Here is a 19,027-nt window from a genome sequence, read left to right on the forward strand (position 1 = left end):
GGCCGATGCGGCGGTGCGGGGCCGTCCCGGCGGGCGCATCCTGACTGTGTGACGGCGAGACCCGACAGCGGCAGCCCGGCCACCGACGCCTTGGCCCGGGTGCTCGCACGGGCCGCCATGGCCGCCGTGGAGGCCGTCGGCGGCTACGCGGGCGGGGTGTACCTGCGCTCGCCCACGGACGGGCTGCTGCGGCTGGCGGCGCTGGACGGGCTCCCGGGCCGGCTGTTCCGGCCCTGGTGGCGGATGCACGTGAACCGGCCCTATCCCGTCGCGGAGTCGTACCGCTCGGGGCAGCCGGTGCACCTGCCCGACGCCGAGTCGGCGATGCGGCGCTTCCCCCAGCTGACGGCGGGGCTGCCCTTCACGTTCGGGTCGCTGTACGAGCCCGTCACCGCCGGGGACGAACGGTTCGGGGTGCTGATGGTGCTGCGCCCGGCGACCCCCGGCGTCCAGGTCGGACCCGCGGACCGGGAGCGGATGCGCAACATCGCGGCGCGGCTGTCGGCCGAGCTGGCGGCGCTCACCGCGGGCGGCGAGCCGGTGGTGTGGGACGGCGACCCGTTCTGCCCGCCCCCGACGGTCCCGCGGGTCGACGCGGAGACGGCCGTGGACCGCCTCGCGCAGGCGGTGCTGTCGATGGACCGGCAGGGCAGGATCCGCTTCGTCAACGCCACGGCCCCGGCCCTGCTCGCCGCCGAGGGGCCGCTGCTCGGGGAGGTGCTGTGGGAGGCACTGCCCTGGCTGGCCCACCCGGCGTACGAGGACCACTTCCGGGCGGTGTTCATGGCTCCCGATCCGGTGTACTTCATGGCGCGCCAGGGCCACCCACCGTCCGGGGCGTGGCTGTCGGTCGGCCTGTTCCCGGGGCCGGACGGCGTGACCGTGACGGTGGGCTCCGCCGGGTCGGGCCGGTACACGACGGCGCCGGAGGAAGCCGGCTCACCGGCCGACCGGTCCTCCGCCCTGTACCGGCCCGTGGCCCTGGCGATCGCGCTGACCGAGGCGGTGACCGCCCGGCAGGTCTCGGCGGTGGTCACCGAGGAGCTGCTGCCGGCCTTCGGCGGCCGCCAGCTGGCGATCTACCTCCTCGACGAACGCCATCTGCACCTGGCGTGGGAGACCGGGTTCCCCCGGGGCTTCCTGGACCGCTTCGACGGGGTGGGCCTGGACGTGCGGCTGCCCGGCGTGGAGACCCTGACCTCGGGCCGCCCGCTGTTCTTCGAGTCGATGGAGCACCTGGCCGCGGCCTACCCGGGGATCCCCCTGGACACCCACGTAGGGGCCCGGGCGTTCCTGCCGCTGATCGCTTCGGGCCGCCCGGTGGGCTCCTGCATCCTCGGCTTCGACACCCCCCGCGGCTTCGGCGCGGAGGAGCGTACGGTCCTCACCGCGCTCGCCGGGCTGATCGCGCAGGCCCTGGAGCGGGCCCGGCGCTACGACACCGAGGCGGCCCTGGCCCGCGGACTCCAGTCGGCGCTGCTGCCGCACCGGCTGCCGGTGCGCGACCGGGTGGTCACCGTGGGCCGGTACCTGCCCGGGACGGTCGGCATGGACGTCGGCGGCGACTGGTACGACGTCACGGAGACCGGCCCGGACACCATCGCCCTGGTCATCGGCGACGTCCAGGGCCACGGGGTGGCGGCCGCCGCGACGATGGGCCAGCTGCGCAGTGCGGTCCGGGCGTTCGCCCTGGGCGGCAACGACCCGGAGCAGGTGATGCGCGGCACCAACGGGCTGCTGATCGACCTGGACCCCGGCCAGTTCGCCAGCTGCTGCTACGTCGAGCTCGACCGGATGACGGGCCGGGCCCGGGCCGTCCGCGCCGGACACCCCCAGCCGCTGCTGCGCCATCCCGACGGCCGGACCGAGGTGCTGAACCTGCGGGGCGGGGTGGTGCTCGGCGTCGACGAGGCCGCCTCGTACCCGGTGACGGAGTTCCTGCTGGAGCCGGGCGCGCTGCTCGCCCTCTACACGGACGGGCTGGTGGAGCAGCCGGGCACCGACATCGACGCCGGGGTGGAGCGGCTGCGGGCGGCGCTGGCCGCCGCCCGCCCCGTCCCACTGACCGAGACGGCGGACCGGCTGGCGGGCGGGGCCGGTACGACGGGCCACCGGCCGGACGACATCGCCCTGCTGCTGGCGTGGCGCACCGAACCGGGCGGCTGAGGCGCCCCGGGGGTCACGGTAGGGGGCCCGCTCGGCAAAGCGGAGGAAAATTCGCGCTGATCTACGTGCGGTTTGCGTACCCCCGTGTGGGCAGTGTTTACGCCGCCTTGACGCAGGAATCGGGTTACCGGCGGTCCACGGACAAGGGAATCCGCACATGAACACCTCTTGACCTGCGGATCTCGCGCAGATTGCATGACGGCCCGGGAGCCACCGAAACACCTTGCCGACCACCGCCCCGGAGGCGATACCGCTCCCGCGCTCATTCCCCGCATCTGCCGATCGGAACACCGCACCGATGACTGACACGATCAGCGCCCCGCAGGCCCTCGCCCCAGCGACCGCGCCCGTCCCCCAACAGCTCAAGCGCTCCATCGGCGTGGTCGGCGGAACGCTGCTCACGCTCTCGTGCGTGACGCCCGCCTCGACGCTCTTCGTGGTCGTTCCCGACCTGTTCGCCGGTCTCGGTACCTGGACCGCGCTCACCATCGCCATCGGCTCGCTGCTCTGCATCGGCGTGGCGTTCTGCTACTCGGAGCTGGGAACGCTGATCCCCAGCGCCGGCGGTGAGTACGCGATGGTGTCGACCATGGCGGGCCGGCTCGCCGGCTGGCTGGTCTTCGTGCTCTCCCTGCTGGTGGTGATGATCGTGCCACCTGTGATCGCCATGGGTACGGCCGACTACCTGGCCCCGGTCGTGCACATTCCCGCCCCGGCCGCCGGCGGGGCCGTGATGCTGCTCGCCACCCTCGCCGGGCTCCTCGACCTGCGGGCGAACGCCTGGATCACCGGCATCTTCCTCGTCCTGGAGGTCGTGGCGGCCGCACTGGTCGCGGTACTCGGCTTCGCCCACAGCGAGCGGGGCGCCGGTGCGCTGGTGCACGGCTCGGTGGCCGCCGAGGGCGGCGGCACGTCGACCGTGACGGCGATGATGGTGGTCTCCGGACTCGCGATCGCCCTGTTCGTCACCCAGGGTTTCTCGACGGCCGTCTACCTGTCGGAGGAGCTGGAGAAGCCGCGGCGCAACGTCCCGCGGACCGTGCTCGCCACCCTCGCCATCTCCACCGCCGTCATCCTGGTGCCGGTCATCGCGATCACCATGGGCGCCCCGGACCTCGACGCGCTGAGCGCCGGGGACCTCGGCGGGATGGTGACCGCCTGGTCGAACTCGGCCGTCGGCACCTTCGTCAGCCTGTGCGTCGCCCTCGCGATCATCAACGCGGGCATCGTCATGGTCATCCAGAACTCCCGCGTGCTGTTCGCCTCCGCCCGTGACAAGGCCTGGCCGGAGCCGGTCAACAACGCCCTGGCGAAGCTCGGCCGGTTCGGCTCGCCGTGGGTGGCCACCCTGCTGGTCGGCATCCCGGGCGCCGCGATGTGCTTCGTCAACCTGGACACGCTGTACGGCGTCACCGGCGTCTCGGTGACCGGCATGTACCTGCTGGTCGCGGTGGCCGCGCTGTTCTGCCGCCGGGAGGCCCACCGCGAGAAGGCCGCCTGGCGGATGCCGCTGTGGCCGGCCGTGCCGGTGCTGCTGATCGCGGTGTTCGCGTACATCCTGACCCAGCAGGAGACTCAGTACCTGCTGTGGACGGGCGGCATCACCGCCGTGGCCACCCTGTACTGGGCCCTGTACCTGCGCCCGCGCCGGGACAGCCGCTGGCTGGTCAGCATTCCGCAGGACGCGGAGGAGGACGCCGCCGCGTAAGGTCCGCGCACCGCGGAGCCGTGCGGGGCCGACGGGTGAGACCCGTCGGCCCCGCACCCGGTTCCCCGTCAGGTCAGTCGCGCGGCGGGCCCCAGCCGAGCAGCAGCGCGGTGCTCACCAGGCCGATGTGGCTGAACGCCTGCGGGAAGTTGCCGAGCTGGCGTCCGGCGATGGGGTCGTACTCCTCGGCGAGCAGGCCCACGTCGTTGCAGACGTCCAGCAGCCGCTCGAACAGCTCGCGCGCCTCCTTGCTGCGGTCCGTCAGGTGCAGGGCGTCGGCCAGCCAGAACGAGCAGGCCAGGAAGACTCCTTCGTCGCCGGGCAGTCCGTCGACGGAGGGGCCTTCGGTGCTGTAGCGGCGGACGAAGCCGCTGGCGCCGAGTTCCTCGCGCACCGCGTCGACGGTCCCGATGACGCGCGGGTCGTCGGGGGGCAGGAAGCCCACTCTGGGGATGAGCAGGGTCGCGGCGTCCAGTTCGCGCGAGCCGTAGTACTGGGTGAAGGTGTTGCGCTCGGGGTCGTAGCCGTTCGCGCAGACGTCGGCGTGGACCTCGTCCCTTATGGCCCGCCAGCGCTCCACGTCGCCCGGCATCGAGGGATCGTGCTCCAGGGTCCTGACGGCGCGGTCCGCGGCGACCCAGGCCATCACCTTGGAGTGGGTGAAGTGGCGGCGCGGGCCGCGGACCTCCCAGAGCCCTTCGTCGGGCCGCCGCCAGTTGCGCTCCAGGAAGTCGAGGAGCGCGAGCTGGATCTTCCAGGCGTGCCGTTCGGTGGGGAGCCCGCTGGCCCGCGCCAGGTAGAGCGCGTCCATGACTTCGCCGTACACGTCCAGCTGGAGCTGGTCCACGGCCGCGTTGCCGATGCGCACCGGGGCGGAGCCGGCGTAGCCGCGCAGCCAGGGCAGATCGGTCTCCGGGATCCTGCGCTCGCCCGCGATCCCGTACATGATCTGCAGGTCGGCGGGGTCTCCGGCCACCGCGCGCAGCAGCCAGGCCCGCCAGTCGCGGGCCTCGTCGTGGTAGCCGGTGGCGAGCAGGGAGCCGAGGGTGAGGGTGGCGTCGCGGAGCCAGCAGTAGCGGTAGTCCCAGTTGCGCACGCCCCCGAGGTCCTCGGGGAGGGAGGTCGTGGCGGCTGCGGCGATGCCCCCGGTCGGGGCGTAGGTCAGGGCCTTGAGGGTGATCAGGGAGCGGACGACGGCCTCCCGGTAGGGGCCCACGTAGGCGCATTTGGCGGCCCAGTCGCGCCAGTCGGCGAGGCTCTGTTCGAGCGCCTCGTACGGGTCGAGGGGCTCGGGTCGCGGCTGGTGCGAGGGGTGCCAGGTCAGCACGAAGGCGACCCGCTCGCCGGCGGCGACGGTGAACTCGGAGCGGGTGCTGTTGTCCTCGCCCCACGTGCGGACGGGTGGTTCGCTGCGGAACCACGCGGAGTCGGGGCCGGCGATGGCGACGCGGTCGCCGTCGCGCCGCCGGACCCAGGGCACGATGCTGCCGTAGTCGAACCGCAGGCGCAGCGTGCTGCGCACGGTGACCTCGCCGGTCACTCCTTCGACGATCCGCATGACGTCGGGCATGACGTCGCGCTGCGGCATGAAGTCGGTGACCTTGACGGTGCCGTCCTCGGTTTCCCAGACCGTCTCCAGGATGAGCGAGGCGTCGACGTAGGCGCGGCGCGTGCACCCTTCGCCGTCGGCGGCGCCCGCCGGGGCGATGCGCCAGTGGCCGTTCTCCTCGTCGCCCAGGAGGGAGGCGAAGCAGGCGGCGGAGTCGAAGCGGGGCAGGCACAGCCAGTCGATGGACCCGTCTCGGCCGACCAGTGCGCTGGTCATGAGGTCGCCGATGAGTGCGTAGTCTTCGATTGGTTGTGTCATTTGTGCGCTCTTCCCCCGAACGCCCGGGGCCAATCAGGTCCGGGTTCCGCGTTCGGCTCGGTTCGTCCGGCGGCGGGTGCGCGCGGCCGGTCGTCAGTTCCGAACGAGGAGCAGTGCGGCCCCGGCGACCACGCCGAGGGTGACGGCGAGCGCACCGTGCGCCGGGCGGGGCGTGCGCAACGCCGGGACGGGCAGCAGGCGGTCGGCGGCGTACCGGCCGGGTCCGGTGAGGGCGAGGGCCGCGGCGCCGACGGTCAGCAGCAGTTCGAACTCGATGCCCTTGGGGGCGAAGAACGACCCGGCGCCGTGCACGGCGATCGCATTGATCATGGTGCCGACGACGGCGGCGCCGGCGAGCGGGGTGAGCAGCCCGGCGGCGAGGCCGAGACCGCCGAGGGTCTCGGTGAGGCCGGCCAGGGCGGCCATGGCGTCGCCCGCCGGGTAGCCGCTCGCGGTGAAGAAGCGGCCGGTACCGCTGATGCCGCCGCCGTCGAACCAGCCGAACAGCTTCTGGGTGCCGTGGGCGGCCATGGTGAGACCGAGGACGAGGCGCAGGAGCAGCAGGCCGGTGTCGTGGGCGGCGGTCGGGTGCGTGGCGGCGGGGGCGGCCGGTGCGGCGGCCGGGGCCTTCGTCGAGGCGGCGGAGGCGCTGGTCATGGGGGATCCTTCCGGTCGGGCGGCGGTCCGGCTGGTTGTTCAAATTCGAACCGACGGGTCACGACCCTAAGCCATTGATTCAAATTGGAACAACACGTGTAGGCTGGTGCCATGGCTGGGACGAAATGGCTGGACGACCGCGAGATGCGCGCCTGGAACGGCTTCCTCGCCGCCTCCGCGCTGGTGAACCGCCGCCTCGACCAGCAGCTCAAGGAGGATTCAGGGCTCTCGCACCCCCAGTACGAGATACTCGTCCGGCTCGCCGCCGCGCCGGACCGCGAACTGCGGATGACCGAGCTGGCCAACGGGCTGATCAACTCCAAGAGCGGGCTGACCTACCAGATCACCCAGATGGAGAAGGCGGGACTGGTGCGCCGCCGCAGCTGCCCCTCCGATGTGCGCGGCGTCTTCGCGGTCCTCACCGAGGCCGGCCTCGCCCGGCTGGAGGAGGCCGCGCCGGGGCACGTGGCCACCGTCCGCGAGATCCTCGTCGACGTGCTGACCCCCGAACAGCTGGACGCGCTGGCGGCCGGCCTCGGCGAGGTCGGCCGCCGGCTCAGGGAACAGGGCGCCTGAGGCGCCGCCGGCCGGAGCCCTGTTCCCCGCGTCGTGCGGCTACTTGGGCATCAGGACGGTGTCGACGATGTAGACCTTGGCATTGGCCGTGGTGACGTTGCCGCACACCACGTTGGCAGTGCCGTTGACCTTGTAGGACTCCCCGGAGCCGGCCGTGGTGAGCGTGCCCTTCTCCAGGGTTTCGAAGGAACCGGACTCCAGCTGCCGCGGCGTCAGCTGCCGGCCGACCACGTGGTAGGTGAGGATCTTCGTCAGGGTCGCCTTGTCGGCGAGGACCTTGTCCAGGTCGGCCTTCGGGATCTTGGCGAAGGCGTCGTTGGTCGGCGCGAACACCGTGATGTCCTTCGCGTTGTTGAGCGTGTCCACCAGCCCGGCCTTCTTGACCGCGGTGACCAGCGTGGACAGCGCCGGGTTGTTCGAAGCCGCGGTGGCCACCGGGTCCTTGGCCATCCCGTCGAAACTTCCCGCGCCCTGGGCGGGCACCCCGGCACAGGCCGGTCCGAACGGCGCGTCCGTCACCGTCGCGGGCGAGGCGGCGCCGGCGGCGGGATCGGCCGGCCCGGAGGCGGCGCTGCCGTAGCCCGACTCCCCGCCGGAGTCGGAGGAACAGGCGGCGAGGGCGAAGGGCAGCACGGCCGCGGCGGCGACGGCGACGGCCGAACGGCGGAGACGAAGACTGTTCATGAGGGTTCTCCTTGGGGTGTGACGGTCGGGATGAGGGTGTGGTCAGCCGACGCTGACGACGACCGAGTGCCGGCCGCTCGCCCCGTCGGGGATGGTGGGGGTGCGTTCCTCGGTCTGGGTGGTCCCGGACCGGTCGGTGGCCCGGACGGTGAGGGTGTGTCCGCCGGTGGCGGCCTGCCAGCGGTAGGACCACTGCCGCCAGGTGTCGGCGGTGTCCTCGGCGGCGAGGTCGGCCGGCTCCCAGGGGCCGTCGTCGACGCGTACCTCGACCCGGTCGATGCCCCGGTGCTGCGCCCAGGCGACCCCGGCGACCATGACGGCGCCGGATGCGGGGCGGGCGAACGGCTTGGGGGTGTCGATGCGGGCCTGCGTCTTGACGGGCGCCTCGCGGGCCCAGTGGCGCCGGACCCAGTAGGCGTCGTAGGCGGCGAAGGTGGTGAGTTCGATGTCCTCGATCCACTTGCAGGCCGAGACGTACCCGTACAGGCCCGGCACGAGCATCCGTACGGGGAACCCGTGGGCGAAGGGCAGGGGTTCGCCGTTCATGCCGACGGCGAGCATCGCGTCACGGCCGTCCAGCACGGCTTCCACCGGCGTTCCCAGGGTCATGCCGTCCACCGAGCGCGCCACGAGCTGGTCGGCCGGGCCGCCCTGCGACGGCGGCCGTACGCCCGCCTCGCGCAGCAGGTCGGCCAGGCGTACGCCGAGCCAGCGGGCGTTGCCGGCGTACGGACCGCCGACCTCGTTGGACACGCAGGTCAGGGTGATGTCGCGCTCGATGAGCGGGCGGCCGAGGAGGTCGGCGTAGCTGTACGTGCGGGGGCGGGCGACGCCCTTGCCGTGGATGCGCAGCCGCCAGCCGTCGGCCGAGACCGCGGGCACCACCAGGGCGGTGTCGACGCGGTAGAAGTCCGCTCCCGGCGTGGTGAACGGGCTGATGCCGGGAATGCGCAGGGAAGCGCCGCGGGGGACGGCCGGGGCGGGCGAGGCCGGCGCGGGCAGCCGTACGGCGGCCCGGGAGGCGGCCGCGTCCCGGGCCCGCGAGGAGTTCAGCCGCCGGCCGAGGGCTCCGGCCGCGGTGGCGGCGACGGCGGCGGCGCCGGCCGCCAGCAGGAACCCCCGGCGGTCCGGCCCGTGGCCCGCTGCCGCGCCCCCGCCGTCGGCCGGCCGGCCGGACAGCGCGTACAGCAGCGCCGCCCCGGCGAGGGCGCCCAGTACGGACGGCAGGGCGTCGACGGCACCGGTGGAGTCGGGCCGGGTGACGGCGGCCGCCCCGCCGACGAGACCGAACAGCAGCACCCCGGCGGCGCCGCGGCGGCGGTGGCGCAGGGCGAGGAGACCGAGTGCAACGCCCGCCAGCGCCAGGACGGCCAGGATGCCGAGCCGCAGGACGAGCTTGTCGTCGGTGCCGAAGTGCCGGATCGCCCAGTCCTTGAGCGCGGGCGGCGTACGGTCGATGGCCGCCCCGCCGACCGCGGTCACCGGTCCCGCCTCGGGCCGCACGGCGGCGGAGACCAGTTCGGCGAACGCCAGGGCGGCGTAGCCGGACAGCAGGCCACTCAGCGCCGCGGGGGCGGTGCGGGCGACGGTGGCTCGGTTGATCCTCACAGCGGGTCTTCGGCGCCGCCCGGCAGCCGGATTGGCCCCTACTTTTCGACGGAGCGGCTCCGCCCGGCGACCCGGGCGGCTGCGGGGCGCCCGGCACGCCGAGGTGGGACGCTGGAAGTGGCTGCCCCGGCCCCCGGCGGCCCGGCCCGAAAGCCGGATCGACCCCGCACCCCGGGGTGTCGTCAGCGGGTCGCCGGCCGCCTGCCGTCAGCATGGACAGACACGCGCACCACTCCAGCCGCACCGGGAGATTCTCGTGAAGATGCTGATCAACAGTGCCGAGACCGTCGTCGCCGACGCGCTGCGCGGGCTGGCCGCCGCGCATCCCGACCTGGACGTCGACGTCGAGCGGAGGGTCGTCGTACGGCGCGACGCGAAGACCGGCGGCCGGGTCGGGCTGGTGTCCGGCGGCGGTTCCGGCCACGAGCCGCTGCACGCCGGGTTCGTCGGCCCGGGCATGCTGTCGGCGGCGTGCCCCGGGGAGGTGTTCACTTCCCCGGTGCCCGACCAGATGGTGCGGGCCGCCGCCGCGGTCGATGCCGGGCAGGGCGTGCTGTTCGTCGTGAAGAACTACACCGGAGACGTACTGAACTTCGAGATGGCGGCCGACCTCGCGGGCGAGGACGGCGTACGGATCGAACAGGTGCTGGTCAACGACGACGTCGCCGTCACCGACAGCCTCTACACCGCCGGGCGGCGCGGGACCGGCGCGACCCTGTTCGTGGAGAAGATCGCCGGAGCGGCTGCCGAGGAGGGCGCGCCCCTGGAGCAGGTCGCGGCGCTCGCCCGCCGGGTCAACGAGTCCTCGCGCAGCTTCGGCGTCGCCCTGAGCGCCGTCACCACGCCCGCGAAGGGCAGTCCCACCTTCGACCTGCCCGTCGGCGAACTCGAACTGGGCATCGGGATCCACGGCGAGCCCGGCCGGGAGCGGCGCGCGATGATGCCGGCGCGGGAGATCGCAGACGTGGCGGTGGGCGCGGTGGTCGACGACCTCGCGCAGGCGGGTCTCGCCGACGGGCCGGTGATCGCGCTGGTCAACGGGATGGGCGGAACCCCGCTGCTGGAGCTGTACGGGTTCCACGCGGAGGTGGCCCGGGTACTGGCCGAGCGGGGCGTGCCGGTGGCCCGGACGCTCGTCGGCAACTACGTCACGTCCCTGGACATGGCGGGCTGTTCGGTGTCCTTGTGCCGGGCCGACGAGGAATTGCTGCGCCTGTGGGACGCCCCGGTCCAGACCGCCGCCCTGCGGTGGGGCCGGTGAGCGGCCGTCGGCCGACCGCCCCGGCCCGTCGTCAAAGCCCCGTCCGCGCGCCCGCGGACCGTATGGTGGCGGCGGGAGACCGGTCGGGCGGAGACGAGGCGAGGAGATCCGGTGCGTGACACAGACTTCTTCCGGCGCTGGATGGACACCGCCACGGCGGCGGTGGAGCGCGAGGCGGACCGGCTGACCGAACTGGACTCCCCCATCGGGGACGCCGACCACGGGAGCAACCTGCTGCGCGGCTTCATGGCCGTACGGGCGGCCCTCGCCTCCGGCGAACCGGCCGTGGCCTCCCCGGGCGAGGTGCTCCAGCTCGCCGGCCGGACGCTGATCTCCACGGTGGGCGGGGCGTCCGGACCGCTGTACGGGACGCTGCTGCGCCGCGCGGGCAAGGAGCTCGGCGACGCCGCCGAGGTCTCCGACGACGCGCTGCGCGAGGCGCTGTACGCCGGGGTGGGCGCGGTGGCCCAGCTCGGCGGGGCCGCGCCGGGCGACAAGACGATGCTGGACGCGCTGGTGCCGGGGGTGGCCGCGCTCGGCACCTCCTACCGGGCGGCCGCGGACGCGGCGGAGGAGGGCGCACTGGCGACGGTGCCGCTCCAGGCGCGCAAGGGCCGGGCCAGTTACCTGGGCGAGCGCAGCATCGGGCACCAGGATCCGGGGGCGACCTCGTCGGCCCTGCTGCTGAACGCGCTGGCCGAGGTAGCGGAGGACGGGGCGTGAGCGCGCCCGGGGCCGGTGTCGGCATCGTGCTGGTCTCGCACAGCGCCGGGGTCGCGCAGTCGGTGGCCGATCTCGCCCGGGGTCTGGCCGGGGGCGCGCCGGCCGTCAAGATCGCCGTCGCGGGCGGCACCGGGGACGGCGGGCTCGGCACCAGCGCGGAGCTGATCGTGACCGCCGCCCGGACCGTGGACCAGGGCGCGGGGGTCGCGATCCTGGCGGACCTGGGCAGTTCGGTGCTCACGGTCAAGTCGCTGCTGGTGGACGGCGAGCTGCCGGACGGCAGCCGGCTGGTGGACGCGCCGTTCCTGGAGGGGGCGGTGGCGGCGGTGGTGGCGGTGTCCGCCGGCGCCCCGCTGGACGCGGTGCAGGCCGCGGCCGGCGAGGCGTACACGTACCGCAAGAGCTGACCGGCCGGGCCGGCCGGCGCAGGGCCCTACCGTCCGCGCAGGGTTTCGATCTCGCGGCGTTCGCGCTTCGTCGGCCGGCCCGCGCCACGGTCGCGGATGCCGACCACCGCCGCCTCGACGGGGGTGGGCGGCGGCGGGCTCTTGTCGATGTAGCACTCGGCGGCCACCGGCGCGCCGACCCGCTTGGCCACCGGCCTGCGGACCACCACGATCCGCTCGCGGCCCGCGTGGAAGAGCCGGACCTCGTCGCCCGCGCGCACGGCCTGGGCCGGCTTGGCGCGTTCGCCGTTGACCTTGACATGACCCGCGCGGCAGGCCGTCGCCGCGGTCGAGCGGGTCTTGGTCAGGCGCACCGACCAGATCCACGCGTCCACCCGGACCGTTCCCGATACCTCTTCAGCCATGTCCCGACCTTATCGAGAGGGGCGCCCGGGGACAGAACGACTTTCGGCGAATACCACAACACCACCGGCACCTGCCATGTACAACTAGCTGATGGAATTGCAAATGCGCCGGAGGTGCCCCTACCTTGTCGCACATGCAGTCCTACACCATCGGACAGGCCGCGCGCCTGCTGGGCGTCAGCCCGGACACGGCGCGCCGCTGGGCCGACGCCGGCCGGGTCGCGACCCATCGCGACGAGGGCGGGCGCCGGCTGATCGACGGCCGCGCGCTGGCCGCCTTCTCCGTCGAGGTGGGCCAAGGCGCCCACAGCGAGGAAGAGGAGCCGTACACCTCGGCGCGCAACGCCTTCCCCGGGATCGTCACGGCCGTCACGCTCGGCGACGTGGCCGCCCAGGTGGAGATCCAGGCCGGTCCGCACCGCCTGGTGTCGCTGCTCACCCGTGAGGCCGTCGAGGAGCTCGGCCTGGAGGTCGGAATGCAGGCGACCGCCCGCGTGAAGTCCACCAGTGTGCACGTCGACCGCACCTGACCGCGGTCCCGGCACCCCCGCTCAGCACCACCGAACGTCCCCACCCGCTCCGCCCGTCCCCGGCGCGGGTCACCACCGTGCGGTCCCGGCACCCGAGCCGGCCGCCGACCCGACCGAGGAGCACCCGCTCATGTCCCCGATCCTGACCCGCCGCGGCGCGGCCGCCGCCGCCCTGACCGCCGCCCTGCTCGTGCCGGCCCTCTCGGCCTGTGGCGCCGACAAGAAGACCGCCGCCGCCTCGCCGAGCGCTTCCTCCGCCCCCTCCACCGGGACCGAGGCGGCGAACCTGACCGTCCTCGCCGCTTCCTCGCTCACCGACGTCTTCAAGACGGCGGGCGCCGCGTACGAGAAGGCGCACCCCGGTACGAAGGTCACCTTCTCCTTCGCCGGTTCGCAGGAACTCGCCGCCCAGGTCAAGCAGGGCGCCCCGGCCGACGCGCTGGTCACCGCCGACACCAAGACCATGGACGGCCTCAAGGCCGAGACCGGTGATGCGACGGTCATCGCGAAGAACCGCCTGGTCATCGCCGCCGGCAAGGGCAACCCGTTCAAGATCGACGAGCTCAAGGACCTCGCGGACAGCAAGATCAAGGTGGTGCTCGCCGCGCCCGAGGTGCCGGTCGGCCGCTACGGCAAGCAGATCCTCGACGCGCAGAAGATCGAGGTCAAGCCGGTCTCCCAGGAGCCCAACGTCCGCGCCGTACTGAGCAAGGTCGAACTCGGCGAGGCCGACGCCGGCCTCGTCTACAAGACGGACTCCGCCAAGTCGGGCGACAAGGTGGTCAGCGTGGACATCCCCGACGACCAGAACGCCGTCGCCTCCTACCCGGCCGCCACGCTCAAGCAGTCCAAGAACGGTGCGGCCGCAGCCGCGTTCGTGGCCTGGCTGAGCACGCCTGAGGCGCAGAAGATCCTCCAGGACGCCGGTTTCCAGAAGCCGTGACACCGGGCACGGCCGAACGCGCGGGAGGGACTGCCCGGTCCGGGGGGACGGGCAGTCCCTCCCGCCGTTGCCGCGCCGCCCGCGCGCGGGCGCCGGTCCAGGCCCTACCCTTCCCCTTCCGGAACGCCGCCCGGCAGACATCGTGACCCGGCCCCGCCGGGGACCCCAGCCAGGAACCGCCTCATGAGCAGACTCCGTACCCGCGTCCGGCCGCCCCTGGTCCTGGCGTTGCCCGCGCTCCTCGCCGTGGCGTTCTTGCTGCTGCCGCTCGTCGGCATCCTGACCCGCACCCAGTGGGGCGAGCTGGGCACCCATCTGGGCAGCCCCGGCGTGGAAACGGCGCTGCGGCTGTCGCTGCTCGTCTCCTTCTGGGCCCTCGGGCTCTCGCTCCTCCTCGGCGTGCCGCTCGCCTGGCTGCTGGCCCGCGTCGACTTCAAGGGCAAGGCGTTCGTACGGTCCCTCGTGCTGCTCCCGATGGTGCTGCCGCCCACGGTCGGCGGGGTGGCGCTGCTGCTGGGCTTCGGCCGGCGCGGGCTGCTCGGGCCGTGGCTGGAGGACACCTTCGGCATCACGCTGCCGTTCCACACGTCGGGCGCCGTCGTCGCCGCCACCTTCGTCGCGATGCCGTTCCTCGTCATCAGCCTGGAGGGCGCGCTCAGCGGCCTGAGGCGGAGTTACGAGGAGACCGCGGCCTCGCTCGGCGCCCCGCCGGTGCGGGTGTTCTTCACCGTGACCCTGCCCATGGTGGCGCCCGGATTGATCGCGGGCGCGGCGCTGACCTGGGCCCGGGCGCTCGGCGAGTTCGGGGCCACCATCACCTTCGCGGGGAACCTCCCCGGCACCACCCAGACGCTGCCGCTCCAGGTGTACCTGCTGCTCCAGGACAGCCCGGAGGCAGCCACCTCGGTGTCCCTGCTGCTGCTCGCGATCGCGATGGGGGTGCTGATCGCGCTGCGCGGCCGCTGGACCGGCACCCCGGCCGGGCGCACCCCGGCCGCGGCGGCCGTCCCCGGGGCCGGGGAGGTCCCCGAGCCTCCCGTTCCGGTGCAGCCGGCCGTCGCACGCCGGGACGGCGGCCGGTGGCCGCTGCACGCCGAGGTCACCGGCTTCAACCGGCTCACCCTGGACGCCGGGCCCGGCACCACGATCGCCGTCGTCGGCGAGAACGGCGCGGGCAAGACCACCCTGCTGCGGGCCCTGCTCGGCCTGACCCCGCGCGCCCACGCCGAGTTGCGGCTCGGCGGCACCGATGTCACCGCCCTGCCGCCGCACCGGCGGCAGGTGGCCTGGGTCCCGCAGGACGGCGCGCTGTTCCCGCACCTGACCGCCCTCGCCAATACCGCGTACGGGCTGCGCGCCCGCCGGGTGCCGCGCGCCGAAGCCCGCGCCGAGGCGCAGGCGTGGCTGGACCGGCTCGGCGTCGGGCACCTGGCCCGGCGCAAGCCGGCCCAGCTGTCCGGCGGGCAGGCTCAGCGGGTGGCGCTGGCCCGGGCCCTCGCGGCGCGGCCCCGGCTGCTGCTCCTGGACGAGCCGCTCGCGGCCCTCGACCAGACGACGCGGGCCCGGGTCCGGCACACCCTGCGCACCCACCTGGCCGGCTTCGGCGGGGTCTGTCTGATCGTCACGCACGACCCCGTCGAGGCGGTGTCGCTGGCCGACCGGGTCCTCGTGCTCGCCGACGGGCAGACCCTCCAGGACGCCCCGCCGGCCGAGGTCACCCGGCATCCGCGCTCGCCGTGGGTGGCCCGGATGCTGGGCCGCAACGCCTGGCCGGGCACCGCCACCGCTGAGGGGCTGAAGCTCGCCGGAGGGGGCCGGCTGGTGGTGCCCGAGGCGCTGCCCGAAGGGTCGGAGGCGTTGGCGATCATCGCCCCGGAGGCGGTGTCCGTCCACCGGACGCGGCCGGACGGCAGTCCCCGCAACGTGTGGCCCGGCACCGTACGGGAGGTCACCGCGGTGGGGAGCCGGCTGCGCGTGCTGGTCGGATCCACCGAGGCCCCCGACCTCGTCGCGGAGATCACCCCGCAGGCGGCGGCCGAACTCGGTGTGGTCGACGGCGCCGAGGTGTGGACCAGCGTCAAGGCCACCGAGGTGACGCTCGTCCGGCTCTGATCCGGCGTCAGGCTCCGGGCCGTACGGACAGCCAGTCCCCGGCGGCGAAGGCGTCGACGCCGATCAGGGTCCGTTCCGCGCGGGCCGCCGAGACCGCCAGGACACCCTCGGAGCGGCCGGCCGCGAACCGGGGTGCGTCAAGGGTCAGCAGCACCGCGCGCTTCCCGGTGGTGCGGCGGAAGTCGGCCAGCAGGCGCTCCAGCAGGCCGGCCTCCTTGCGGTCCACGGTGCGGGGCGCATGGCGTTCCACGACGGCCACCGCGCCCGTGCCCGGCTCCCGGGCGGCAGCCGCCAGCGCCTCGCGGACCGCCCGCACCCGGCCCAGCCCGGCGCCGCCGTCCAGCGTGCGGCGGCCGCTGTCCAGCTGCACGATCCGTACCCCGTGGTGCACGAACGCGCGGAGGGCCCGCCCGTCGCCGAGCACCAGGTCGACGCCCGGCGGCGGCGCGTGCCCGGCCGGGACCACCGCGAACCGCCAGGGCCGGGCCGCCACTTCGGCGGCGGTGTCCAGCACGGGATCGGTGGCCGCGTGCACGGCGGGGGCCGGTCCGGTCGGCGGGGTGGCGGCGGTCGGGGTGTCCAGCAGCAGCCGGCCCGGTCTGGTCCCGGGCGCCGCCGAAAGCCGGGTCAAGGTCAGCGGCCGCTGCGCTCCCCCCGGCAGCGCCAGGGTGATCCGGCGCCTGCCGGTCCAGGTCACGGCGGGCCCGCGCAGGGAGACGGCGGCCCCGTCGGCGTCGGCCAGCTGCACGGTGGGGCGGGCTCCGGAGCCGTCCCCCGTCACCCACAGGGATACCGAGCGGGCGAGCTCCGGCACCGGGACCGGGCCGGGCGGGAGGGCGTACGCCCCGGTGCGGGCCGGGGTGAGGGCCAGCGCCCCGGCGGCCGCGGCCGCGCCCGGGCCGGTCCAGCGGGCGGTGTCCCCGGGGGCGGCGAGCGGCAGCTCCGCCAGGCCCACGCCGAGGGCGAGTTCCGCGGTGGCCCCGGTGGCCCGGACGGTGACGCCCAGCCGCCCGGTGGCGTGCGGCACCCGGGCGGCCACGGTGAAGGCGCCCCGGCCGTCGTCGGTCACGCTCCAGCGGGAGCGGTCGAACCGGAGCGTCACGTCCCGGGGTTCGACCGGCGCGGCCGCACCCTGGGCGTCGTAGCCGGTCAGCGCGAACGAGGCGGGCTCGGCGGGGCGGGCCAGGCCGATCCGGTCGGAGGTGGGCCGGATCCGGGTCAGCGGGCCGAGGACGTCCAGGCGCAGCTCGCCGGCGGCCGGGCCGCGGCGGGCCGTGACGGTGGCGGGGCCGGGCCGCAGCGCGTGGAAGACCCCGTCCGGGCCGGTCCTGCCGCCGCCCCCGGTGGTCCAGTGCGGGGCGCCGGGGGCGGGGCCGAGCGCGGAGTCGTGGCCGGTGGCGGTCAAGGTGCGGGTCAGGCCGGGGAAGGCGCGGGCCGGCCCCGCCACGGGCTCGACGCGGTATCCGGTGAGGCGGCCGGAGCCGGCCGGGGCGGTGAGGACGAGGCCGTTGGGGACCGGGCGGAGCGAGCCGTCCGACGGGGAGTTCTCCACGGTCAGGGCGGTGGCCCCGGTCCGTCCGGCGAGCAGGGTCGAGGAGCCGCCGCCGTCCAGGTTGAGGGCCTCGGCGGCGCCGAGCCGGCGCATCATCCGGCCGAGCCCGGTCAGGGTGAGGCCGCCGCTGTCGTGCTGGCGGCCGTCGACGGTGACCAGGTGCAGTCGCCGGCCGTCGGCCGAGAGGCCGACCGCGGTGCGCGGGGCGGCGGTGTCGTTGGGTTCGCCGTCGTGGTCCTGCGGGGTTCCGGCCAGGACCAGCGGCTCGCGGCCGCCGATCGCCGTCACGGGGACCGGGGCGCCGGACGCGGGGAGCGGGCGGGCCGTCACGGCCACCGGATCACCGGGGCGCAGGGCGGCGAGTTCGGCCGCCGCGCGCCCGGCGGCGGCCAGCAGGGTGGTTCCGGCGGCGGGGCGCCCCGCCGGCTGCCGGGCGGGTCCGGTCACCCGGCCGGCGCGGAGTTCCACGGCCCGCACCGCCGCGGCGGGCATCCTGATGCCGGGCCAGTCCCCGGTGTAGAGGGTGAAGCCCTCGGCGGGCGGCCGGGCGGCGTTGTAGCCGGCCAGGGGCCGGACGGCACCGCCCGGCAGGGTGACGGTCCCGGCGAGGCCGAGCCGCAGGAGGCGGCCGCTCCCGTCGGGGCCGAAGCCGACGGCCAGGCCGCCGCCGGGGCCGGGCGACGCGGAGTGCAGGAGCCGTCCGGAGCGCAGCCCGGGGCCGAGGGGGGCTCTGGTGCCGCGGATGTCGAAGAAGTCGCCGTTGACGGCGCCGACGATCCGCCGCCCGGGCCCGGCCGGATGCCGGGCGGCGGCCTCGGCGAGGGTCTCGGGGCGCGCCGGGTCCCGGCCGGGGCCGCCGAGGTACTCGGCGCGTACGCCGTCGGCACCGCCGAGGTCGGCCACGAGTTCGTCGATCCGCAGCCACCGGTCGGCCTGGAGGCGGTCGTAGGACTCCAGCCGGACTCCGGGGGCGATCTGCCGGGAGGTGCGGGCGGTCTCGATGCCCTCGTCGTCGGCGGCCCGGGCCGGGGGAGCCGCGATGAGGGCGGCGCAGACCAGTGCGGCCAGCAGGGGCCCGAGCAGGGCGGCGAACGGAACGGGGCGGGACGCGGCGAGCGGCGGACGCGGGTTCGGCACCCGGGCAGCATCGAACGACGGGCCGGTCCACGAGCGTCCGTTCGGCGTGCCGCGCCCGCGGGTTCAGCCATTCGCCGTCCGGGCGGCGCCGGCAGGCACAGCCCTACGCCGTCCGGGCCGCGCCGACAGGCACAGCCCTACGCCGTCCGGGCGGCGGCCCCCGGGTTCAGCCGTATCGCCGCTCGGGCCGCGCCCCCGGATACGGCCGTGCGCCATGGAGACCGCGCCTGCGGGTCCAGCCATGCGCTGTCCAGGCCGCGGATTCCGCCATCTCGGCGTCCGGGCTGCACCGGCGGGTTCAGTCGTGCCCCATCCGGGACGTCGGCCGCTTCAACCAATTCGCCGCCCGGGCCGCGCCCGCGGACTCCGCCGTTCGGCCCGACCGGCGGCGCCCGCAGGCACAGCCGTGTACCGCCCGGGCGGCGCCCGTTGGTTCTTCGCCGCCCGGGCCGCGCCCGCAGATTCATTTCGCCGCCGGGCCGCGCCGGCGGACTCCGCCATTCACCCACCGGACGGCGCCCGCAGGCACAACCGTGCACCTCCGGGCCGAGCCTGCGGGTCCAGCCAAGCGCTGTCCAGGCCGCGGACTCCGCCATTTCGCCGCCCGGGCCGCGCCCGCAGATTCATTTCGCCGCCGGGCCGCGCCGGCGGACTCCGCCATTCACCCACCGGACGGCGCCCGCAGGCACAAC

15 protein-coding genes are annotated in these 19,027 nt (G+C 75.1%); 9 read left to right on the forward strand and 6 right to left on the reverse strand.

Going from position 1 to position 19,027, the window contains the following annotated elements:
* Nucleotides 1-117 precede the first annotated feature (117 nt).
* Nucleotides 118-2,166 carry a SpoIIE family protein phosphatase gene (locus ACWGH1_RS01215; RefSeq protein ID WP_453408358.1) on the forward strand — a complete coding sequence of 683 codons (2,049 nt, stop codon included), beginning with the start codon at nt 118-120 and terminating at the stop codon, nt 2,164-2,166.
* 298 nt (nt 2,167-2,464) lie between these two features.
* On the forward strand, nt 2,465-3,874 hold the full coding sequence (locus ACWGH1_RS01220; RefSeq protein ID WP_453353990.1) for an APC family permease: 1,410 nt from the start codon (nt 2,465-2,467) through the stop codon (nt 3,872-3,874).
* Between the two features lie 73 nt (nt 3,875-3,947).
* Here ACWGH1_RS01220 and ACWGH1_RS01225 read toward each other — a convergent pair whose 3' ends face one another.
* Both ACWGH1_RS01225 and ACWGH1_RS01230 read right to left on the reverse strand, forming a co-directional pair.
* Nucleotides 3,948-5,741, reverse strand: a complete 1,794-nt coding sequence (locus ACWGH1_RS01225; protein ID WP_453357095.1) for a glycoside hydrolase family 15 protein — start codon at nt 5,739-5,741, stop codon at nt 3,948-3,950.
* Nucleotides 5,742-5,834: 93 nt separating this feature from the next.
* Complete coding sequence (locus ACWGH1_RS01230) at nt 5,835-6,398, reverse strand: DoxX family protein (RefSeq protein WP_453408314.1); 564 nt, start codon at nt 6,396-6,398, stop codon at nt 5,835-5,837.
* 111 nt (nt 6,399-6,509) lie between these two features.
* Between ACWGH1_RS01230 and ACWGH1_RS01235 the strand changes: the two genes are divergently transcribed.
* Nucleotides 6,510-6,974 (forward strand): MarR family winged helix-turn-helix transcriptional regulator, encoded by a 465-nt coding sequence (locus ACWGH1_RS01235; RefSeq protein ID WP_453408315.1) that lies wholly within the window; start codon nt 6,510-6,512, stop codon nt 6,972-6,974.
* A 39-nt stretch (nt 6,975-7,013) separates the two neighbouring features.
* Here ACWGH1_RS01235 and ACWGH1_RS01240 read toward each other — a convergent pair whose 3' ends face one another.
* Both ACWGH1_RS01240 and ACWGH1_RS01245 read right to left on the reverse strand, forming a co-directional pair.
* Nucleotides 7,014-7,658: a fasciclin domain-containing protein gene (locus ACWGH1_RS01240; protein ID WP_453355258.1), complete on the reverse strand. Its 645-nt coding sequence runs from the start codon at nt 7,656-7,658 to the stop codon at nt 7,014-7,016.
* 42 nt (nt 7,659-7,700) lie between these two features.
* Nucleotides 7,701-9,266 carry a molybdopterin-dependent oxidoreductase gene (locus tag ACWGH1_RS01245; protein WP_453355259.1) on the reverse strand — a complete coding sequence of 522 codons (1,566 nt, stop codon included), beginning with the start codon at nt 9,264-9,266 and terminating at the stop codon, nt 7,701-7,703.
* A 256-nt stretch (nt 9,267-9,522) separates the two neighbouring features.
* Between ACWGH1_RS01245 and dhaK the strand changes: the two genes are divergently transcribed.
* The 3 genes from dhaK (at nt 9,523) to ACWGH1_RS01260 (ending at nt 11,657) form a co-directional block, all read left to right on the forward strand.
* The gene (gene dhaK, locus ACWGH1_RS01250) at nt 9,523-10,527 is read left to right on the forward strand and encodes a dihydroxyacetone kinase subunit DhaK (RefSeq protein ID WP_453355260.1); all 1,005 of its coding nucleotides are present in this window, start codon (nt 9,523-9,525) and stop codon (nt 10,525-10,527) included.
* A gap of 111 nt (nt 10,528-10,638) precedes the next feature.
* On the forward strand, nt 10,639-11,250 hold the full coding sequence (gene dhaL / locus ACWGH1_RS01255; protein ID WP_453355261.1) for a dihydroxyacetone kinase subunit DhaL: 612 nt from the start codon (nt 10,639-10,641) through the stop codon (nt 11,248-11,250).
* A complete protein-coding gene (locus ACWGH1_RS01260; protein WP_453355262.1) occupies nt 11,247-11,657 on the forward strand; it encodes a PTS-dependent dihydroxyacetone kinase phosphotransferase subunit DhaM in 411 nt (136 codons plus the stop codon). Before dhaL ends, ACWGH1_RS01260 begins: the two co-directional genes overlap by 4 nt.
* Nucleotides 11,658-11,683: 26 nt before the next feature.
* Here ACWGH1_RS01260 and ACWGH1_RS01265 read toward each other — a convergent pair whose 3' ends face one another.
* Nucleotides 11,684-12,061 carry an RNA-binding S4 domain-containing protein gene (locus ACWGH1_RS01265; protein ID WP_453355263.1) on the reverse strand — a complete coding sequence of 126 codons (378 nt, stop codon included), beginning with the start codon at nt 12,059-12,061 and terminating at the stop codon, nt 11,684-11,686.
* Between the two features lie 134 nt (nt 12,062-12,195).
* Here ACWGH1_RS01265 and ACWGH1_RS01270 point away from each other — a divergent pair, with 134 nt between their 5' ends.
* The 3 genes from ACWGH1_RS01270 (at nt 12,196) to ACWGH1_RS01280 (ending at nt 15,646) form a co-directional block, all read left to right on the forward strand.
* Complete coding sequence (locus ACWGH1_RS01270; protein ID WP_453355264.1) at nt 12,196-12,591, forward strand: TOBE domain-containing protein; 396 nt, start codon at nt 12,196-12,198, stop codon at nt 12,589-12,591.
* Nucleotides 12,592-12,721: 130 nt separating this feature from the next.
* Nucleotides 12,722-13,534: a molybdate ABC transporter substrate-binding protein gene (gene modA, locus ACWGH1_RS01275; protein WP_453355265.1), complete on the forward strand. Its 813-nt coding sequence runs from the start codon at nt 12,722-12,724 to the stop codon at nt 13,532-13,534.
* A 183-nt stretch (nt 13,535-13,717) separates the two neighbouring features.
* Entirely contained in the window at nt 13,718-15,646 is a 1,929-nt protein-coding gene (locus ACWGH1_RS01280) for an ABC transporter permease (RefSeq protein ID WP_453408316.1), read from the forward strand.
* A 7-nt stretch (nt 15,647-15,653) separates the two neighbouring features.
* Here the strand turns inward: ACWGH1_RS01280 and ACWGH1_RS01285 are convergent, their stop codons facing one another.
* Entirely contained in the window at nt 15,654-18,335 is a 2,682-nt protein-coding gene (locus ACWGH1_RS01285; RefSeq protein ID WP_453408317.1) for a phosphodiester glycosidase family protein, read from the reverse strand.
* Nucleotides 18,336-19,027: the final 692 nt, after the last annotated feature.

This window comes from Streptomyces sp. NPDC054883, assembly GCF_053610645.1.